Source organism: Ruegeria sp. THAF57 (genome assembly GCF_903914075.1).
Classification (GTDB): Bacteria; Pseudomonadota; Alphaproteobacteria; order Rhodobacterales; family Rhodobacteraceae; genus Ruegeria.
This window is the reverse complement of the sequence record NZ_CAIWNQ010000003.1, coordinates 629,324-648,517: the sequence shown is the minus strand read 5'-3', so window position 1 is coordinate 648,517 and position 19,194 is coordinate 629,324. Positions and strand designations below refer to the sequence as shown.

Here is a 19,194-nt window from a genome sequence, read left to right as displayed (position 1 = left end):
TCCGTCCCTTCATCTGGCCAAAAATATCCCGGGGTTGAATTGGCCGCAGGCCAAGAAGGGGCTGGCCCCTTCCCAAAACACCAAAGCAAAGGGGGCCAGCAGGCCCCCTTTGCGTTTTCACTGAATGACACTCAAAGATCAGTTCGGGATCAGATCCGGAACGATTGTCACAATCGACGGGAAGAACCACAGGATCGCGATTCCGACCACCTGGATCAGCACGAAAGGAATGATCCCGCGATAGATATGCCCCGTCGTGACCTCCTTCGGAGCAACGCCCCTCAGATAGAACAAGGCAAATCCGAAAGGTGGCGTCAGGAACGAGGTCTGCAGGTTCACCGCGACCATGATCGTGACCCATTTCGGATCAAACGACCCGCCATAGATCACCGGGCCAACGATGGGGATCACGATGTATATGATCTCAAGGAAATCCAGCACGAACCCAAGGATGAACAGGACCAGCATCACGATCAGGAAAACCGTGAACTCGTTGTCAAAGCTCCTGAGGAATTGCTGAATGTAGTGTTCCCCCCCAAACGAGATCACCACAAGGTTCAACAATTGCGACCCGATCAGGATGGTGAACACCATCGAGGTCACCTTGGCGGTTTCCCGTACCACCGGCGTCAGAACGCCGCTGGTAAACAGAACCCAGCACCCATAGATCAGGCCGAACAGGGCGAACAGGTAAGCGCCATACGCGATGAGGAAGGCAATCCAGGTTTCCACCGTCACACCGCCCTGATTGATGCGCAGGTCAAAGTTGACCCCCATCAGCAGGGCAATGATCACGGCAAATGTCGACCAGATGATCACCTTACCGGACCGTCCCTGATCCTGCAGCTTGCGGTAGGCCGCCAGCATGATCGCACCACCGGCCCCCAACGCAGCCGCCGGAGTCGGATTGGTCACGCCACCCAGGATCGAGCCGAGAACCGCGATGATCAGAACCAGCGGTGGGAACACCACTCGGATCAGATCATTGGTCGCGCACCGCGCCGCAGCTTCCTTACAGCCATACATGGCCAGCGCAAACGGCACTGCCAACAGCAGGAAGGTTGCCCCGGACGATGTTGTCGGCGCGATCAGAAGCACATCCACCAATAGCATCAGCAACAGGCCAATGGCTCCAACAATCAGGGGCTGTGTAGACTGCGACGGTGCAATTCCCCGTCCCATGACCAGCGTCAGACCCAGCAGAACAACCATCACGGCGACGCCTGTTCCGATCGGTGCAGCCGCTGCGATTTTGGCTTCCTGAGCAGCGGCCAGTTCCTCTTCGGTCAGTCGTGTGGCTTCGCTGGTTCCACCTGCGGCGTCGATGGCCTCTTGCTCAGCCACGGCCTGATCCCAGGCGGATTGACCATGCAGGTCGATCATCGAGGCCTTACATTCCGCAGATACGTTAGTGCGCAGCGATGCGCCCTCGCCAATGTCAGAGAACGCCGAAACGCTGATGTTCTGGCTGCCGATGACACCGGCACTACTCAGCATTACTGCGCCCACGATCAAGGCAACCGGCGCACCCAACAGCCAAGTCAGACCTTCTGAGCGGGTAATCACTTCGCCACTGCCGCCCGACAGTTCAACAGCCGGAGCCTTGTCGGGGTTGAGCAACGCATATCCAAACGCATAGAGCGCATAGAGCAAGGCCAGCATGATCCCCGGCAGCAGCGCCGCTTGGAACAATGTGCCAACCGAAACCACCGCCGGCTCACCCAGATAGGTCAGCGCGTCGGTACAGCCCGCTTCAACTGCGCGGGTTTCCTGAGCGGTTGAATACAAATCTCCCGCCAGAGTTCCCAATAGAACGATCACGATCGAGGGCGGAATAATCTGCCCCAACGTACCCGAAGCAGCGATCACACCCGTCGCCAGTTCGGGCGAATAGTTGTTCCGCAACATCGTCGGCAACGCCAGCAGGCCCATGGTCACCACGGTGGCCCCCACGATCCCGGTCGAGGCCGCAAGAAACGCGCCCACCACAACAATCGACACAGCCAGACCGCCCGGCAGCGGTCCGAACACGCGCGCCATCGTCGTCAGCAGGTCGTTTGCAATTTTCGACCGTTCCAGCGTGATGCCCATCAGGACAAACATCAGCACGGCCAGCAGAGTCTCGATCGACTGCCCCGCCAGAACGCGTTCATTCATGCGGTTCACGATGAATGAGACGTTGCGGTCAAGGGCTGTTTCCCAACCCGAGACAAAGACCGGCTCAGCTATGCGCGGTAAGTCCGGGTATCGAAACACCGATATCACATCTGGCTTGATCCCAGAATTCACCACGTCCCGATAGGCTTGTGAGCTGGTATCAATCGCTTGATGTATCAGCAGCCCGGCACTGTCCAGGGCCGCAATGATCCCGAATGAAATGATCCCCGCCCCACCGATGGCAAAGGCCACCGGAAAGCCGGATAGAATGCCTCCGAAAAGGCAGAAGAACACGATAATGAGGCCAATCTCGACGCCATCAAGTCCGAATAACATAGTCTGGGTCCCCGTCCCTAATGTGCGCCTTCGTAGGCTTCTTCACCCTCTCCAAGGCTGTCCTTGTCGAGGTATTTTCCAACGCTGTCTGGCCCTTCCACATATTCCAGATACGACCGGTACAGGAATGCAATGGCGTGCAGGAACACCATGCCTGCGAAGGCCACCAGAAGGATTTTGAACAGGAAGTAGGCGTTGAACCCATTCGGGCTGAAGCCGATGGTTTCCACATTCCAACGCAACGCGCGGGATTTCAGAACCAGTTTATCCAGCGTGTCGCTGGCCGAAGGCTTCGGCACGATCAGATGCCGCCACATGAAGTACCATCCGTACATCCATGTCAGCACCGCCATCGGCATCATGAAGAGCAACGCACCCAGCATGTCGATCACACGCTTGGCCCGATGGCTGATGCCTGCATAGATCAGGTCAACCCGAACATGACCGCCCTGCACGAAGGTATAGGTACAGCACAGGCACACGACCATTGCGTTATACAGCTTCAGTTCTTCGGCATACCAACTGATATCCATCTGGATCGGGATACCGAACCCAAAGGCCATATCCGGCCGCGCGAACACGCGCTGCATGAAGACGATAACGATTTGCTGGATCACCATCAGCAGACCCGCCCATGCAAAGAAACGCCCAGTGGTGTTGGCGAACCCCTCAAGACCGCGCACCATGCCCCACATGAAGCTCCGGTAATAAAGGCCGATGGCCGTCAGAACCAAAAAGATGGTGAAGATCACAAAGAAGAATTCGACCGATCCGCCATAATAGACAAAGCGCATGATGGCTTCTTTGTCCGACCAGTTCAGCCAGAGTTGCGGATGCGTGATGGCATATCCGAAATTATAGAAGGCTTCGGCAATGTTCTGAATGAACCAAACCAGTCCATTCCACAGGGCGCCGAAGAACGAGATACCGTTTTCGTCCTGCATATTGTCCCCAGGTCGCGTCAGTTGCACCGCAGCTTATTTTTGGCTTGTCCGAGCCCTGCATGCGCAACGGGAAAGGTCTCCCCGCACGCGGCGGGGAAACCAATTGAGTTCAGGTCCGGCGATTAGCCGCGAACGCGGTCGCGCTGTGCGGTGTAGGCACCCGACGACAGGTTCAACCAAGCCGAAGACGCCGCCATCGAAGCCATTGCGCTGTCGTGGATCTTCTTGAACAGCTCGTCGCCCATGTTTTCGTCCAGAACTTCCTGGCTGGCGGTGCCGAAGGCATCCCAAACGCTGTCCGGGAATTCCATGACCTTTACGCCGCCCGACTGCAGGCGCTGCAGGGCCGCACCGTTGTTGGCCAGGAATTGCGCCAGGTTCCACTGGTGCGCTTCGGCGGCAGCGATCTCGATGATCTTCTGCTGTGCGGGGGTCAGTTCCTCGAACACGTCGCGGTTGGTCGCCAGCGACAGACCTGCACCCGGCTCGTGGAAGCCCGCAGTATAGTAGGTCTTGGTGATTTCCTGGAAACCGGCCTTTTCGTCGGCCCACGGTCCGATCCACTCGGTCCCGTCGATCGCGCCAGACGACAGTGCCTGATACACTTCGGAACCCGGGATGTTCTGAACGGACGCGCCCAGTTTACCCAGAGCTTTACCGCCCAGACCTGGCATGCGGAACTTCAGGCCGTTAAAGTCTTCGGGGCTGTTGATCTCTTTCGAGAACCAGCCGCCCGCCTGCGCACCGGTGTTACCGGCCAGGAACGACTTCAGGCCAAAGATCTGACCCAGCTCATCATGGGCTTCCATGCCGCCGTCGTGATAATACCAGTTCACCAGTTCCTGCGCGGTCATGCCGAACGGAACAGCGGTGAAGAAGGCATAGCCCGGGTGCTGACCCACAAAGTAGTAGTCCGCCGCGTGGTACATGTCGGCCTGACCAGACGAGACCGCGTCGAAGACCTCGAACGCGCCAACCAGTTCACCGGCTGCTTTGATGTCAACGGTCAGGTTGCCGTCAGACATTGCGGTGATGCTGTCGGCGCAACGCTGCGCGCTGTCGAAAACACCTGCCAGACCACGACCCCACGAGGTCACCATGGTCAGAGTGCGCTTGCCCTGCGCGTAAGCCGGAGCCGCCAGCGTGGTGGCCGCAGCAGCCGAGCCGCCCAGAGCAGATGTTTTCAGAAATGAACGACGATCCATATGAGTGTTCCTCCCCTACATATCCAATACCCCAGTCGATGCCGGGGGCAGTCGTTGTCAGTGCGCGCCAGCCTAATGACCCCAAATTGAATGTGAATACCTACTTCTACGTAGGAGGAGCGGTTTTTTGGCGGCTTGGGTCGTGAATTTGACGCCAAACACCACAATTTTCTGACCCATGGCCGGGAATAACGATCAAAAGTTCAAAAATTTTGCAATTTCCCGCTGGCTTGCGTATCGATTCGACCATGAGGGGATTCCGAAATCTGATTTCGCTGACCTATGGCCAGAAATTGTCGCTTGTCGCGGCGATTCCCTTGGTCGTGGCTGTCGCAGCGATTGCCCTGTTCGTGACGTATGAATCCCGCGCAACGGCCGAGCGCGAGATTCAGGCGCTGGAACGCAGATTGATCGAGGCCAAGAAGGAAGAACTGCGCAACTATGTGACCCAGGCCCGCAACGGGTTCGCTTATATCTATGGCCGCGCATCAACTGACGACAAGGTAGCGCAGAACCTTGTGACCCAAATCCTGTCGGCGATGATCTACGGCAAGGATGGGTTCTTTTTCGTCTACGACTACGACGGTAACAATCTGGTCAGCCCGCGCCAAACCCAGTTCATCAACCGCAACTGGGAAGGTCTGACCGACAGCGACGGCACGCCCGTTGTTGATGAATTCATCCGCCTCGCCCGTCAGGGGGCGGGCTGGCACAGTTTCATGTGGCAAAAGCCTTCAACCGGGGAAGAGGCGCAGATGATCGCCTATGTCGTCGGCCTGCAAGATTGGCGATGGGCCGTGGGAACCGGGGTTTTCATCGACGATATAGTCGCCACCGTCGCCAATGCCCGCGCCGAGGTCGAGGCGCGCGTTCAGCGTACCTTTATGTATATCGGCGGCATCGTACTGGCCGCCGTACTGATCGTCTTTGCCTCGGGCATGTTGTTGAACTTCCGCGAACGCAGGCTGGCCGATGCCAAACTGAAAGAACTGACCCAGCGTGTGTTTGACGCGCAAGAAGAAGAACGCGGTCGCGTGGCGCGTGAACTGCATGACGGAATCAGTCAGATACTGGTCGGTGTGCGCTATGCTTTGGACAACGCTCGTCGCCGCTTGGCGCGGGGTGATGACGCAGGCGCACGTGATCCGTTGGAGAAAGGGATCGACCACCTTGGCACGGCCATCACCGAGGTCCGCCGCATTAGCCGCGACCTACGGCCCGGCGTACTGGACGATCTGGGGCTTGGTCCGGCGCTCAAGGCGCTAACAGACGATTTCCGCGAACGCACCGGGATTGAGACCGAGTTTTCAACCGTTGTCTTCCGCAACCGTCTGGATCAGGACAGCAAGATCGCGCTGTATCGCATCGCCCAAGAAGCCCTCACCAATATTGAGCGCCATTCAGGGGCAACACGCGTCACAATTGATTTGCGCGGCCATAAGAAAGGCGCGACAATGCGCATTACCGATAACGGTCGTGGTCTGCGCAGCGACTCCGGACAGGCAAGCGCCGGGATCGGATTGCGGAACATGCAGGAACGTATCGAACAGCTTGACGGCTCCTTGCGTATTCTGTCATCACGCGGCCCACGCAGCGGCACGGTGATCGAGGCCAGCCTGCCCCTGAGTCATTTGTTGCCACCACGCGAAGACGCGACCCCAAACCGAAAGGCCGGTACATGAGCGACCAAACGATCCGGGTCCTTATTGTAGATGACCACCCGATGGTCGCCGAAGGGATTCAGTCGATCCTTGAAAGCTATGACGAGATTCAGGTCGTTGGAACGCTCAGTAGCGGACAGGAGGCGGTGGAGAAGGCGACGGACCTGGCCCCTGACGTCATCCTGATGGACCTGAATATGCCGGGGCTTGGCGGGTTGAGCGCCACCGAGATCATCCTGGAACGCCTGCCCCGGACCCGCATCCTTATCCTGTCAATGCATGACAGCCCGGAATACATCTCGACCGCGCTAAGTCATGGTGCCAAGGGATATGTCCTCAAGGATGTCCCAACCGAAGAGATCAAACAGGCCATCGACGCCGTAATGCGCGGGGAACAATACCTTTGTACCGGTGCCAGTGGCTCGTTGCAGCCCAAGGGCGAAAGCACCCGTGAGGCTCTGACTGGGCGCGAGCAGACGATCCTGCTGGAGCTTGCGCAAGGCAAGTCGAACAAAGAAGTCGCTCAGGCGCTGGATATCTCTGTTCGCACCGTCGAGACGCACCGCAAGAACATCAAACGCAAGCTGGGCATATCATCGACAGCCGGTCTGACGCGCTATGCGTTGGAACACGGCGTCCTACAAGGCACAAGCCCCGGATTTTAATCCCGCAGCGCGCAGCGCTGCCACGCCAACCAGCGGAGGCGCGCCAAAGGCGCGGCGACAATGGGCGGGAGGACCTTCTGAACGGCCAGCATCAGTCAAGCAGACTATCCCGTCTTACCCCTTCCCGCTCCAGGTGATGCGGCAAAACACGGCCATATAATTGCCGAGTTCGTTCGACCCCGCCGCACATACCTTCGGCCTCGACAAATGAAAAAATTCCCACATACCGGCTGCACGACCCTTTGACAGGCGCAACGCGGTGTAGGGAGTAGCGCCCTTTGAAAATCTGCAGGTCGCCGGGTTGCAGTTCAAGCTTGCGCACCCGCGCTCTGTTCCCGTCCAGCACCGAAGCCACTGTGTCAAAATTCTCGTCCGAAGAACTGCGCAGGTTCGGCACATACTCGAACGCGCCGCCCTCCTCTCCGTTTTGGATGGCCAATGTCACGGTGTAGTTGTTGGTATCGAAATGCCATGGAAAGCCCTGCCCTTCCTCAACTACATTGATGATGACGTCTGCCAGCGGGTCATCATAGCGAAAGAACCGATCCTCGGCCTCATTCAAGGCCTCGCGGATGAAAGGCAGAAACCCCTCGAATTCATAGATCCGGCGCAAGGGTCCGGATGTTTTGAAATTATCAGCCGGCACAAAGGCATTGGACCGATCATAGAACCGCCGGACAGGATGATCCGCCGCCAACCCAGGATCATCCTTCGTGAAATAGGCGTTTGTTCGATTGAACGAGCGATGCGCTTTTGGGGCGGTCGCCCGCGCCTCTTGCAGCAATTGCACCAACCCTTCGGTGTGCACAAAACCCGGCAGAACGGCGCATCCGTCCTGATCCAGTTCACGCCGCAAATCGCCGATCAATTGATCATACGCCCGCGAGCCCGGACAATCGATCGGATACCGTCCCAGATCCACAAGATCGTGCAACATTTCCCGCCTCCTCTGCCTGCAAAGACAAAGTCAGCGTACCCAACCCAATCGGCTGAACATGCTTGTTTAGGACATTGCCATGACGCTTTCCGACACTGTTATTTTTGCGATGCACATGCAGACGACAGGAAATCTTCTCGAATCTTCCGGCCAGGCGCCAATACGCGCAATAAAATGTCGCAAAATTAACCACTCAAGATACAAAATTGGTACGATTGCCTGTTGACGCCCCCTTTTACCGCCCATAATGTCCCTGCACGCAAAAAAGGAGCCTCTGGCGATGAAAGCGCTAGTCGTAATCGTAGGAAACACGCGCATGGGCCGGTAACGGTAAACCATAATCCAACCCATGCGCCTCCGAAAATCTCGGGGGCTTTTTTTTGGCAAAACGCAAGACACATGTCGCGAACGGAGCAAAGCAGATGACACGTGAGATGACCGGCGCAAAGATGGTGGTTCAGGCCCTCAAGGATCAGGGCGTGGACACGGTATTCGGATACCCCGGCGGCGCCGTGCTACCGATCTATGATGAGATTTTTCTGCAAAACGACATTCGCCACATTCTGGTGCGTCACGAACAAGGGGCCGTCCACGCCGCCGAAGGCTATGCCCGGTCAACCGGCAAGCCCGGCGTTGCGCTTGTGACCTCGGGTCCCGGTGCCACCAATGCGGTGACCGGCCTGACCGATGCGTTGCTGGATTCGATCCCGATTGTTGTTTTGACCGGTCAGGTGCCGACCTTCATGATCGGCTCGGACGCGTTCCAAGAGGCTGACACCGTTGGCATCACCCGCCCCTGCACCAAGCATAACTGGTTGGTAAAAGACACGGATTCGCTGGCCGAGACCATGCACGAGGCGTTCCACGTCGCCACCTCGGGCCGCCCCGGTCCGGTGCTGATCGACATTCCCAAGGACGTGCAATTCGCATCGGGTGAATATACCAGCCCGAAACCCTCGACGTCGCATTACCAACCGGTAATGAAGGGCGATCTGGAAGAGATCACCGAACTGGTCGCCGCGATGGAGACCGCCAAGAAGCCGGTATTTTATACTGGCGGTGGCGTGATCAACTCGGGCCCCGCGGCCAGCCAGTTGCTGCGTGAACTGGTGGATTCGACCGGCTTTCCCATCACTTCGACCCTGATGGGTTTGGGCGCGTATCCGGCTTCGGGTGAAAATTGGCTGGGGATGTTGGGAATGCACGGCCTTTATGAGGCCAATCTGGCGATGCATGATTGCGACCTGATGATCAATATCGGCGCGCGGTTTGATGACCGGATCACGGGGCGGATAGATGCGTTTTCGCCGAATTCAAAAAAGGCGCATATCGACATTGATCCCTCGTCCATCAACAAGGTGATCCGTGTGGACATCCCGATTGTCGGCGACGTCGCGCATGTTCTCGAGGATATCCTGAAGGTCTGGAAAGCGCGCGGTCGCAAGACCGATGCTGCGGCAGTTTCTAAATGGCAGGCGCAGATCAGTGACTGGCGTAAGGTCAACTGTCTGGCCTACACCAACAGCGAAAAGACGATCAAACCGCAATATGCGCTGCAACGCCTTGAAGAGCTGACAAAAAACCACGACCGCTATATCACGACCGAAGTCGGCCAGCACCAGATGTGGGCGGCACAGTATCTGGGCTTTGAAGACCCCAACCGCTGGATGACATCCGGTGGTCTGGGCACCATGGGCTACGGCACCCCGGCTTCAATCGGTGTGCAGATGGCCCACCCGGACGCGCTGGTGATCAACGTCGCGGGTGAGGCTTCGTGGCTGATGAACATGCAGGAGATGGGCACAGCCGTTCAGTACCGCCTGCCTGTGAAACAGTTCATCCTGAACAACGAACGTCTGGGTATGGTCCGCCAGTGGCAAGAGTTGCTGCATGGCGAGCGGTACTCGCATTCATGGTCCGAAGCGCTGCCCGACTTCGTCAAACTGGCCGAGGCCTTCGGAGCCAAGGGCATCCTGTGTTCCGACCCCGCAGATCTGGATGACGCGATCATGGAGATGATCAACTATGACGGCCCTGTCATCTTTGACTGTCTGGTCGAAAAGCACGAGAACTGCTTCCCCATGATCCCATCAGGTAAGGCCCATAACGAGATGCTGCTGGGCGAGGCCGAGACGCAGGGCGTGATCGACTCCAAAGGTTCGGTTCTGGTTTAACAAAATTCGTCGAATTTTGTCGGGCGCCCCGGTGCCCGACCTTCGCAGGATGATGAAAGGGACGTAAATGTCTGCCCTACATATCAAAAAAGGCGCCACCCGCCATTCGGCCTATAACCTACGGCCCACCTTCTCGGACGTTCAGGAACGTCACACGATAGCAGTTCTGGTCGAGAATGAGCCCGGTGTACTGGCGCGTGTGATCGGGCTGTTCTCTGGTCGCGGCTACAACATCGAAAGTCTGACCGTGGCCGAGGTTGATCATACCGGCCACCTCAGCCGTATCACCATCGTCACCACCGGCACCCCACAGGTGATCGAACAGATCAAAGCGCAGTTGGGTCGGATCGTGACGGTGCACGATGTCCACGACCTGACTGTCGAAGGCCCCTCGGTCGAGCGGGAGTTGGCGATCATCAAGGTCGTCGGTGAAGGCGACAAGAGGGTCGAAGCCCTGCGTCTAGCCGATATTTTCCGCGCCAACGTGGTCGACAGCACCTTGAATTCGTTCATTTTCGAAATCACCGGCGCACCGGACAAGATCGACGCCTTTGCCGATCTAATGCGCCCGCTGGGATTGGTCGAAGTGGCCCGCACCGGAGTCGCAGCCCTGCTGCGCGGTGACTGATAATATCCACCCCGCCCTTGGACATAACCGAGGGCGGGGTATCTGTTCCCAAAATCCGCGTCTAACAGGATTTAGGGATTCCCTTTTCCGCCCTGTGCGGAAAACCGCCATAAAGATCAAACAAAACGAACTAAAGCCTATTGCGTTTACGCTTTTGCACGCTAGCCTCAGGGGGTAGCGTGGCGTTGGGATGCGCCCGTTAGCGTCTTCAGTAAGATTAAGCGCACAATACCATTCGTTGGTCCGTGCGCTGTTTGTTACCCTGAAAAGTTACAATAAGAACCTGGGACACAAATGACGAATAACACTCGCAGCCCGGCGGAACTGCGCAAGATGTTCGGCGCAAATCTACGGCGATTGGCAAGGCAGTACCCCTCGGTCTCCGAGCTCTGCCGCCAACTTGGAATAAACCGAACGCAATTCAACAGATATCTCGGCGGTGAAAGCTTTCCGCGCCCGGACGTTCTGGACCGGATCTGCAATTTCTTCGATGTCGACGCGCGCATCCTTCTGCGCCCTATAGACGAGATCGACTTACCCCCGGTCCACCCGGCGGCCTCGGCGCTGACTGAATTTCTGGGTTCCGGCCCTGGGACACTTACGGAAAACCTGCTTCCAGCGGGTTTCTATTTTGTCTCCGAGACTGGGCTGGACGAACCCCATGCGACCCGGCACAGGGTCCTGCATGCACGCAGGCTGCCACAATGCACACTGGTCCGCAGCTATGAACCGCCGACAGGAGAAGAAAGCGTTGCGTCCAACCTGCGCGAGGTTCAGGGAATTGCAGCTTGTGCTGGCCGCCAGATCTATATCCTCATGTCCAGCCGTGCATCGCAGAACAGTCGAATTTACCTCGTGAAGCGCGGGAACGACGCGCAATCTGATCAATGGCGAGGCGTTGCTATTTGCCTGTCAAAGACCACGGCGAATGACACAACAATGCGCAGGCTTGCGCTGCGCTATCTTGGCCCCAAGCCCAAGGCGGCGCTTTCAGCGGCAAGGGCCGCCCGACGCGCTGAACGAACAGCCGAAGAAATAGTGGCCTGAACTTCGATCTTAGTCGGGCTCTCCCGTTTCTGCCTGAGTAATAAGGCGGTAGAGATGCCAACTTGCATGGCCAAGCAGAGGCAACACCACAAGCAGGCCCAGAAACCAGGGCACCATCGCGACAAAAGTTAGAACAGCCACGAACACGCCCCACCCCAGCATAACTGGAAAATTTGCACTGACATAGCTGTAACTGGCAATCATGGCGGTCACAAAGTCCAATTCCCGATCCAAAAGCATCGGAATCGACAACACCGTGATCATGTAAAGAACGGTCGCGAAAACCGCCCCGACCACCGATCCCACTGCCAGCATCGTAAGTCCATTGGGCGTCAGATACACCTCAAGCGAGGTGGATACATTGGTCATGGTGGACAATCCCATGAACAGGGCAAAGATCATATGACCCAGAAAAAACCAAAACAGAAACATCACCACGATGATCGCACAGATAGATGGCAGTTGACGCCGACCTTGTTGGGCAACCACCCCAAAGATTGCCCCCAAACCCAGCGGCTCATTCTGCTCTAGCCTGTGCGACACCTCATACAATCCAACAGCGGCAAACGGGCCAAGCAGAGGAAACCCAATCGCGGCCAACACAAGCCAGTACGACGTCTGCGTCTGAATGGTGACCCAGGCAATGGCCCAACCCGCCACCACGTAGACCCCGGCAAACATCAACCCGAACATCGGCGCGCGACGAAAATCCACCCAGGCCCGGCGCATGGCCTCGCGCAGCATGTCCGTCGTTACGGGCCCCATCTTCGGAACGCCAAAAGGCTTTTCCATTCTCAGTCTCTCCTCCCCTTATTCCACCCGAGTTCGTCAGGCGGGTCGCTTCTGCGGCCATTTCGTAGCTTCGTGATACGCAGCCCCAATGGACAAAACACGCGCGTCCGCACCACGAGGTCCAAAAATCTGCATACCCATCGGCATCCCCTCGGGGCCAAACCCGGCCGGAACTGACAAACTTGGAAGTCCGATCAGGCTGACGGGCACAACGACTTGCATCCACCGATGGTAGGTATCCATCTTTTTACCCGCAATTTCTGTAGGGTACGGCGTATCCAGATCAAAAGGCCAAACCTGCGCCGATGGCAGGGCCAAGACATCAAATTTGTCAAACACCTCAACGGCGCGACGAAACCAGTCCGACCGCGCAAGGCTGGCCCGATGCACCTGCATCGCAGTCAAAGCCATCCCGCGATCCAGCTCCCACTGGGCTGTATCCTTCAGCATCGACCTGTGCTCGGTAAGCGGTGCAAGACCCGCGGCCACACTCCATGATCTCAGAGTCTCCCAGCTTTTCCACATCCTCTCAGGTTCGAATGGCGCATCTACGGCTTCAACAGTGGCCCCTAAGCGCGAGAAAACCTTCAGCGCATCCTCACAAAGATCGAAGATTCCATCCTCATACGGAAATGCGCCGCCCCAATCCCCCAACCAGCCGATGCGCAATCCTTTCAGGTCCGCCGGTGGTACCGGCGATACGGCCTGAACCGGCGCGCTCAGAGGTTGCCGCTTGTCGGGGCCGGAAATCACGTCCAGCAAAAGCCCAAGATCCTCGGGGCTTCGGGCCATCGGCCCCAATGTCGATATTTGGTGCAAAAATCCATCCCCAACGGGCTGCGCCGGTACGCGCCCCCACGACGGACGGAACCCGTAGACGTTATTCCACGCAGCCGGGTTGCGTAGGCTGCCCATCATGTCCGACCCATCCGCCAACGCGACCATCCCGGTGGCCAACGCAACAGCAGCACCTCCAGATGATCCACCGCAGGATCGTTCCGAGTCATAGGGGTTTCGTGTAGCTCCGTAGACGGGGTTATACGTATGCGACCCAAGCCCAAATTCGGGCGTGTTGGTCTTACCGATCAATATCGCACCAGCATCCCGCATCCGCGCCGCGATCAGATCGTCATCGTCAGGCACATCATCCTTGAACAATGGCGACCCCTGCGAGGTCGGGATCCCCGCCACATTCACAAGGTCTTTAACAGCGACGGGCAACCCATGCAGCGGCCCTAAGATCGGCCCCTCATCCAAGGCCCGCGCCTCAGCCATCAGATCATCTTCGTCGCGCAAAGCAACGATTGCATTCAAGGCTCCGTTAACCTCTGCAATCCTGTCCAGGGTTGCGCGCACAACAGCAGCCGCTGAGACTCGCCGCCCGGATATCTCTGCCAACAATGCAGAGGCGCTAATTTGTCTTAAGTCCATTCGGGGCTCATTGGCATTCTCATCACTCTGTAGTGGTCAGCCTAGCGGGGGTGCCCTGTCAATAAAACCCACTGTTTAGATGTATCTTTCCAAGCCACCCGCAACCTGGGGATCCCCTTCATCTGGCCCAAAATATCCCGGGGGAGTCGCGGCTTGTCGCGGCGGGGGCAGCGCCCCCTTCCCAGCTTAATCGCCCTGCGCCTCGGACCGGCTTTTGCCCGCCACGTTCAGCGCCAGCGTCGCCGCCATGAACTCATCCAGATCGCCGTCCAGCACACCTTTGGTGTCCGAGGTTTCGTGGTTCGTCCGCAAATCCTTGACCATCTGATAGGGCTGCAACACGTAAGACCGGATCTGATTGCCCCAACCCGCGTCACCCTTGGCTTCGTGTGCGGCGTTGATATCGGCGTTCCGACGGTCCAGCTCTTGCTGATAGAGGCGTGATTTCAACGCCTTCATGGCAATATCGCGGTTCTGGTGTTGCGACTTCTCGGAACTGGTCACGACAATGCCAGTCGGAATGTGCGTAATCCGCACGGCGGAATCTGTGGTGTTCACGTGCTGGCCACCTGCGCCCGAGGACCGATAGGTGTCAATCCGAATATCCGACGGGTTCACCTCAATCTCGATATTGTCGTCCACCACCGGGTAAACCCAGACCGAACTGAACGAAGTATGACGCTTGGCCGCCGAGTCATAGGGCGAAATCCGTACCAACCGATGCACCCCGCTTTCCGATTTCAGCCAGCCATAGGCATTGTGGCCGGAAATCTTGTAAGCCGCGGACTTAATCCCCGCTTCTTCTCCGGCGGTCTCAGATTGCAGCTCGACCGTATAACCCTTCTTCTCCGCCCAACGCACATACATCCGCGCCAGCATCGAAGCCCAGTCGCAGCTTTCGGTGCCACCCGCGCCCGAGTTGATCTCGAGGAAGGTATCGTTGCTGTCCGCCTCGCCGTCCAGCAGCGCCTCAAGCTCTTTCTTGGCGGCCCTGGCCTGCAAGGACTTGATCGCAGACTCGGCGTCCTCGACAACTTCGTTGTCCTCTTCCATCTCGCCCAGTTCAATCAGTTCGACATTGTCGCTCAAGTCGGTCTTGATCGACTCATATGTTTCGATCGCGTCAACCAGCATCTGACGTTCGCGCATCAGTTTCTGCGCATTTTCCGGGCTGTCCCAGAGGTTGGGGTCCTCAACCCGCGCGTTGAATTCCTCCAACCGGTGCGGCGCGGTTTCATAGTCCATGCGCTGCGCCAGCAGCTCCAGAGACTTTTCGATTTCCGCCACGATATTCTGGGTTTCGGCGCGCATGGTTACGTCCCAACTTGCTCAATCAGGCCTGCGTGATAGCAAGTGCGTGGGGTCACCACAAGACGGCGTGACCCCGAATACTGCGCATCGTTAATAAAGCCCGCCGCCCTGCAACTCACCCTGGCTGGCATTTGGACCGACGGTGACTGTGTTGCCTGTGGATGTGGTTACCTGACGGCCTGAGCTGTGGACCTCTTCAAACAAGGGCAGATCTGATCCCATCGCAAAACCGCCATCGTAAACGCGGTCGATAAAACCATCTACGCCGTCACGGAAATACTCGGCCACAACGTATTCGCCGGTTGCATCCGCAGGCAGGCGCGCGCCGCTGAAGCGGTCAATCTTGATGAAATGCCCACCCGGGGGAACTTCGAACGGGCCTCCACCATACTTTTCGACGGCTTTTTCCATAAAGCTCTGGAACACAGGGCCGCACATCGTGCCACCATACGCCCCCCGACCCATCGGACGCGGACGGTCGTAGCCGATATAGCAGCCGGCCACAATGTTCGACGTGAAGCCAATGAACCATGCGTCCTTGGATTCATTTGTCGTGCCGGTCTTGCCAGCCGTCGGCACCGGAAGATTGATATGGCTCGACGCTGTTCCGCGATCGACAACGCCTTTCATCATCGAGGTCAACTGATAAGCGGTTATCGCATCCATGACCTGACTGCGGTTGGTTTCGATGGTGGGCGACTCGTCCGGTTCCAGCCAGCTAGAGTTACAATCCAGACATTGCCGGTCATCGTGGCGGTAGATCGTCTTGCCGAACCGGTCCTGAATCCGGTCAACCAGCGTCGGTTCAACCCGCTCGCCCCCGTTTGCGAACATCGCATAGGCTGCGACCATCTTGTAAAGCGTCGTTTCCTCGGACCCCAAAGAGTTGGCGAGGAACGCACCCATCCGGTCATAAACGCCAAAGCGCTCGGCGTATCCGGCGACCACCGGCATCGTGACTTCTTGCGCCAAACGAATTGTCATCAGGTTCCGCGACTGTTCAATCCCGGTGCGCAGCGGCGTAGGGCCGTAGAATTTATTTGATGAGTTCTTGGGCCGCCACAAACCTTGCGGTGTGTCCACCTCAATCGGGGCGTCCACGACGATCGTTGCCGGGCTGTACCCACTGTCAAGCGCCGCGGCATAGACGAAGGGCTTAAAACTCGACCCCGGCTGACGTTGCGCCTGCGTCGCTCGGTTGAACACAGAGTCCTGATAGGAGAACCCGCCCTGCATCGCCAGAACACGGCCCGAGTTAACATCCATCGCGACGAAACCGCCCTGTACTTCGGGCACCTGACGGGCGGACCATTGGCCCTCTTCCCCGGCCATGACCAGAATGACATCTCCGCGCTTGAAATTATCCTGAAAATTACCCTGCATCCACTGAATGTCAGAGCGCGGGACAGTGCCGTCTGCCGGGCCATTTTCAATACCCACGGTCAGTGACTGATCGGCGACATTCAGCACGACTGCAGGATACCATTGCGTTGGCAGGACCACGTCACGCGGGACTTCGGTGATGGCCAGCGCCTCGCGCCACAGCACCTCATCCGTCAGTTTGTCTTCAGGGATCACCTCGCCCGTGCCACGCCACTTACCGCGGGAACGGTCGTATTTTTGCAAAGCTACGCGCAATGCACGGGCCGCCTCGACCTGCATCTCTTCGTCGACCGAGGCGCGGACGGTAAAGCCTCCGGTGAAAAACTCACCCTCACCAAAATCCTCACTCAATTGGCGGCGGATTTCGTCGGTGAAGTAATCACGCGGCGGCAGGGCCGTGCGGAAGCTTTCGAAATCACCGTTCTGGACCGAGCGCAGAGGCATGTTGGTTTCTGCCTCAAAGGTCGCCTGATCAATATATCCGTTCTGGTTCATCTCACGCAGCACATAGTTGCGGCGGGCCAGCAGGCGCTCTTTCTCGCGCACCGGGTGGAAATCGGACGGTGCCTTGGGCATGGCGGCAAGGGTTGCCGCCTCATGCGGGGCAAGTTCCTGCAAAGTTTTGTTGAAATAGGTCTGAGCCGCTGCGGTCACACCGTATGAGTTCTGACCCAAAAAGATTTCATTCATATACAGCTCAAGGATCTGTTCTTTGTCCAGCGTATCCTCAAGCCGCGTGGCGAGGATGATTTCCTTGATCTTTCGCTCGGCCCGACGGTCGCCGGACAGCAAAAAGTTCTTCATCACCTGCTGGGTGATCGTGGACGCCCCGCGCACATTCTCACCCTTGGATTTCACCGCTTCGACGCCCGCCGCAATGATGCCGCGCGGGTCATAGCCCTGATGGGTGTAGAAGTTCTTGTCTTCGGCCGAGATAAACGCCTGTTTCACCAGATCCGGAATTTCCTCGGACGGTGTGAACAGGCGGCGTTCCTGCGCGAATTCGTCGATCAACTGACCCTCGCCGGAATAAATCCGGCTGATCGTCGGCGGCTTGTATTGCGCCAGCGATTCATGGCTGGGCAGATCGCGCCCATACATCCAAAAGACCGCACCAATCACCAGCGCGGCCATGAAAATGCCCAAGGTCACGAGGCTGAATATCGCCCCGAAAATGGATAGAATGAAACGGATCACGTTACTGCCTTTTGCTCGCGGTGCCGCCTATATAGTGATGCGCCTGCCCGGGGTCAAAACACGATGGCCAATATTAGCCGTTTTGCGCCGCAGGGTCACTGCCCAATAAGCGACCGTCTGACCAGATCATCCTGACGCCAGCGCACCAGCCCGTCGCGAATGCCGCGCGCCATACCGGTACGCCACTCAGGGTTTCGTATGTTCTCTAGGTCTCTGGGGCTGGACAGAAACCCCAACTCAATCAGAACAGATGGGATGTCAGCCGCCTTAAGCACCGAAAACGAGGCCGTTCGGATCGGGCGATTGTTCATCGGCCCACCCTGCTGTGTCATCCCTTCAGCCAAAGCTTGCGCAAGCGCGTCGGTGCGCGGCTTGGTTTCCCTGCGGGCCATGTCCAACAAAACATCCGCCACCTGATCGTCCGAACCGCTCAGATCAATTCCCGATATCAGATCGCCGCGATCATGACGCTCCGCCAGTCTTAGGCTTGCCACATCCGACGCGTCCTCGGACAGGGTATAAACAGCAGCTCCATGCGCCCGCCCTTCGGACAGAATGTCTGCGTGCAACGAGATAAAGACGTCAGCACCGGCCCTGTGCGCCAGTGTGATGCGGCGCTCCAACGACACGAACTGATCGTCGACGCGTGTCATGACCACGTCATATCCCCCAGCACGCAACAGCATTTCACGCAGCTCGCGCGCAAAGGTCAGCATGAGGGTTTTTTCGTTCAGACCATCAACCTCGGCACCGGGGTCGATCCCGCCGTGCCCCGGATCCAGCATCACCCGCAGCAGGCGCGTTCCGTCCTCATCCCGCGCCGGAGGGGTAACCGATGCTTCCGGCAGGTCCCAACCGGGCTGACGCGGCGCACCTGCACTGGCGGAAAACGTATCAAAATCAGTCCCTTTCAGGTCCAAAATCAACTTCGCCTTACCCGTTACCGGATCGACGCGCATATCCGAAGTCTCAACCGCCAAAGGCGCGCCAAGCTCCAGAACCATGCGCGACCATCCAGGCACATAGGCCCCATACTGCACCCCACTGACGCGATCCGTCTGCAAAAAGCTGTCGCGGTCCAGACCGGTCCAGTCGACCTCCTGGAAATCCAGAACCATTCGATAGGGATCGCGCAGGGTGAAAACCCGGTATGGAACGCCCTGGCTTAGACCAAGTTGCACCTGAACTCCGGCTCGCCCGTTATCAGCGACACGGCTGTCATCGGGCAACACGCGTGCAAGCGCGCTGAAATCATGCGCAACGGCAGCCCCGTGCAGCGCCCAGATCAGCGCAATGGCGAATAGAATCCTGCTCATGGCCTCAAGT

14 protein-coding genes are annotated in these 19,194 nt (G+C 57.8%); 5 read left to right on the top strand and 9 right to left on the bottom strand.

Features of this window, described 5'->3' with window-relative positions; genetic code table 11:
- Positions 1-138 precede the first annotated feature (138 nt).
- From RUESEDTHA_RS11050 to RUESEDTHA_RS11040, 3 genes are all read right to left on the bottom strand, one after another.
- Complete coding sequence (locus tag RUESEDTHA_RS11050) at positions 139-2,493, bottom strand: TRAP transporter large permease subunit (RefSeq protein WP_180886785.1); 2,355 nt, start codon at positions 2,491-2,493, stop codon at positions 139-141.
- A 17-nt stretch (positions 2,494-2,510) separates the two neighbouring features.
- On the bottom strand, positions 2,511-3,437 hold the full coding sequence (locus RUESEDTHA_RS11045; protein ID WP_180886784.1) for a TRAP transporter small permease subunit: 927 nt from the start codon (positions 3,435-3,437) through the stop codon (positions 2,511-2,513).
- A 122-nt stretch (positions 3,438-3,559) separates the two neighbouring features.
- On the bottom strand, positions 3,560-4,642 hold the full coding sequence (locus RUESEDTHA_RS11040; RefSeq protein WP_171122219.1) for a TRAP transporter substrate-binding protein: 1,083 nt from the start codon (positions 4,640-4,642) through the stop codon (positions 3,560-3,562).
- 248 nt (positions 4,643-4,890) lie between these two features.
- On the opposite strand from RUESEDTHA_RS11040, the gene RUESEDTHA_RS11035 reads away from it, so the two are divergent.
- The gene (locus RUESEDTHA_RS11035) at positions 4,891-6,324 is read left to right on the top strand and encodes a cache domain-containing protein (protein WP_180886783.1); all 1,434 of its coding nucleotides are present in this window, start codon (positions 4,891-4,893) and stop codon (positions 6,322-6,324) included.
- The gene (locus tag RUESEDTHA_RS11030; protein WP_171122217.1) at positions 6,321-6,968 is read left to right on the top strand and encodes a response regulator transcription factor; all 648 of its coding nucleotides are present in this window, start codon (positions 6,321-6,323) and stop codon (positions 6,966-6,968) included. The genes RUESEDTHA_RS11035 and RUESEDTHA_RS11030 overlap by 4 nt, the downstream gene beginning before the upstream one ends.
- A gap of 91 nt (positions 6,969-7,059) precedes the next feature.
- On the opposite strand, the gene RUESEDTHA_RS11025 is transcribed toward RUESEDTHA_RS11030, so the two are convergent.
- The gene (locus RUESEDTHA_RS11025) at positions 7,060-7,905 is read right to left on the bottom strand and encodes a hypothetical protein (RefSeq protein WP_180886781.1); all 846 of its coding nucleotides are present in this window, start codon (positions 7,903-7,905) and stop codon (positions 7,060-7,062) included.
- A gap of 422 nt (positions 7,906-8,327) precedes the next feature.
- On the opposite strand from RUESEDTHA_RS11025, the gene RUESEDTHA_RS11020 reads away from it, so the two are divergent.
- The 3 genes from RUESEDTHA_RS11020 (at position 8,328) to RUESEDTHA_RS20875 (ending at position 11,754) form a co-directional block, all read left to right on the top strand.
- Positions 8,328-10,079 (top strand): acetolactate synthase 3 large subunit, encoded by a 1,752-nt coding sequence (locus RUESEDTHA_RS11020; RefSeq protein ID WP_180886779.1) that lies wholly within the window; start codon positions 8,328-8,330, stop codon positions 10,077-10,079.
- 67 nt (positions 10,080-10,146) lie between these two features.
- On the top strand, positions 10,147-10,707 hold the full coding sequence (gene ilvN / locus RUESEDTHA_RS11015) for an acetolactate synthase small subunit (protein WP_171122214.1): 561 nt from the start codon (positions 10,147-10,149) through the stop codon (positions 10,705-10,707).
- A gap of 294 nt (positions 10,708-11,001) precedes the next feature.
- Complete coding sequence (locus RUESEDTHA_RS20875; RefSeq protein ID WP_255431693.1) at positions 11,002-11,754, top strand: helix-turn-helix domain-containing protein; 753 nt, start codon at positions 11,002-11,004, stop codon at positions 11,752-11,754.
- A gap of 9 nt (positions 11,755-11,763) precedes the next feature.
- On the opposite strand, the gene RUESEDTHA_RS11005 is transcribed toward RUESEDTHA_RS20875, so the two are convergent.
- The 5 genes from RUESEDTHA_RS11005 to RUESEDTHA_RS10985 form a co-directional block, all read right to left on the bottom strand.
- Entirely contained in the window at positions 11,764-12,546 is a 783-nt protein-coding gene (locus RUESEDTHA_RS11005) for a DUF2189 domain-containing protein (protein WP_180886777.1), read from the bottom strand.
- 36 nt (positions 12,547-12,582) lie between these two features.
- Positions 12,583-13,977, bottom strand: a complete 1,395-nt coding sequence (locus RUESEDTHA_RS11000; protein ID WP_180886776.1) for an amidase — start codon at positions 13,975-13,977, stop codon at positions 12,583-12,585.
- A 186-nt stretch (positions 13,978-14,163) separates the two neighbouring features.
- The gene (gene prfB, locus RUESEDTHA_RS10995; protein WP_180886774.1) at positions 14,164-15,288 is read right to left on the bottom strand and encodes a peptide chain release factor 2; all 1,125 of its coding nucleotides are present in this window, start codon (positions 15,286-15,288) and stop codon (positions 14,164-14,166) included.
- Between the two features lie 90 nt (positions 15,289-15,378).
- Entirely contained in the window at positions 15,379-17,868 is a 2,490-nt protein-coding gene (locus tag RUESEDTHA_RS10990; RefSeq protein ID WP_180886773.1) for a penicillin-binding protein 1A, read from the bottom strand.
- Between the two features lie 95 nt (positions 17,869-17,963).
- On the bottom strand, positions 17,964-19,184 hold the full coding sequence (locus RUESEDTHA_RS10985; RefSeq protein WP_180886771.1) for an N-acetylmuramoyl-L-alanine amidase: 1,221 nt from the start codon (positions 19,182-19,184) through the stop codon (positions 17,964-17,966).
- Positions 19,185-19,194 lie beyond the last annotated feature (10 nt).

Coding starts and splice junctions, on each gene's coding strand:
- RUESEDTHA_RS11050 (WP_180886785.1), bottom strand. CDS start 2,493: ATGTTATTCGGACTTGATGGCGTCGAGATTGGCCTCATTATCGTGTTC.
- RUESEDTHA_RS11045 (WP_180886784.1), bottom strand. CDS start 3,437: ATGCAGGACGAAAACGGTATCTCGTTCTTCGGCGCCCTGTGGAATGGA.
- RUESEDTHA_RS11040 (WP_171122219.1), bottom strand. CDS start 4,642: ATGGATCGTCGTTCATTTCTGAAAACATCTGCTCTGGGCGGCTCGGCT.
- RUESEDTHA_RS11035 (WP_180886783.1), top strand. CDS start 4,891: ATGAGGGGATTCCGAAATCTGATTTCGCTGACCTATGGCCAGAAATTG.
- RUESEDTHA_RS11030 (WP_171122217.1), top strand. CDS start 6,321: ATGAGCGACCAAACGATCCGGGTCCTTATTGTAGATGACCACCCGATG.
- RUESEDTHA_RS11025 (WP_180886781.1), bottom strand. CDS start 7,905: ATGTTGCACGATCTTGTGGATCTGGGACGGTATCCGATCGATTGTCCG.
- RUESEDTHA_RS11020 (WP_180886779.1), top strand. CDS start 8,328: ATGACACGTGAGATGACCGGCGCAAAGATGGTGGTTCAGGCCCTCAAG.
- ilvN (WP_171122214.1), top strand. CDS start 10,147: ATGTCTGCCCTACATATCAAAAAAGGCGCCACCCGCCATTCGGCCTAT.
- RUESEDTHA_RS20875 (WP_255431693.1), top strand. CDS start 11,002: ATGACGAATAACACTCGCAGCCCGGCGGAACTGCGCAAGATGTTCGGC.
- RUESEDTHA_RS11005 (WP_180886777.1), bottom strand. CDS start 12,546: ATGGAAAAGCCTTTTGGCGTTCCGAAGATGGGGCCCGTAACGACGGAC.
- RUESEDTHA_RS11000 (WP_180886776.1), bottom strand. CDS start 13,977: ATGGACTTAAGACAAATTAGCGCCTCTGCATTGTTGGCAGAGATATCC.
- prfB (WP_180886774.1), bottom strand. CDS start 15,288: ATGCGCGCCGAAACCCAGAATATCGTGGCGGAAATCGAAAAGTCTCTG.
- RUESEDTHA_RS10985 (WP_180886771.1), bottom strand. CDS start 19,184: ATGAGCAGGATTCTATTCGCCATTGCGCTGATCTGGGCGCTGCACGGG.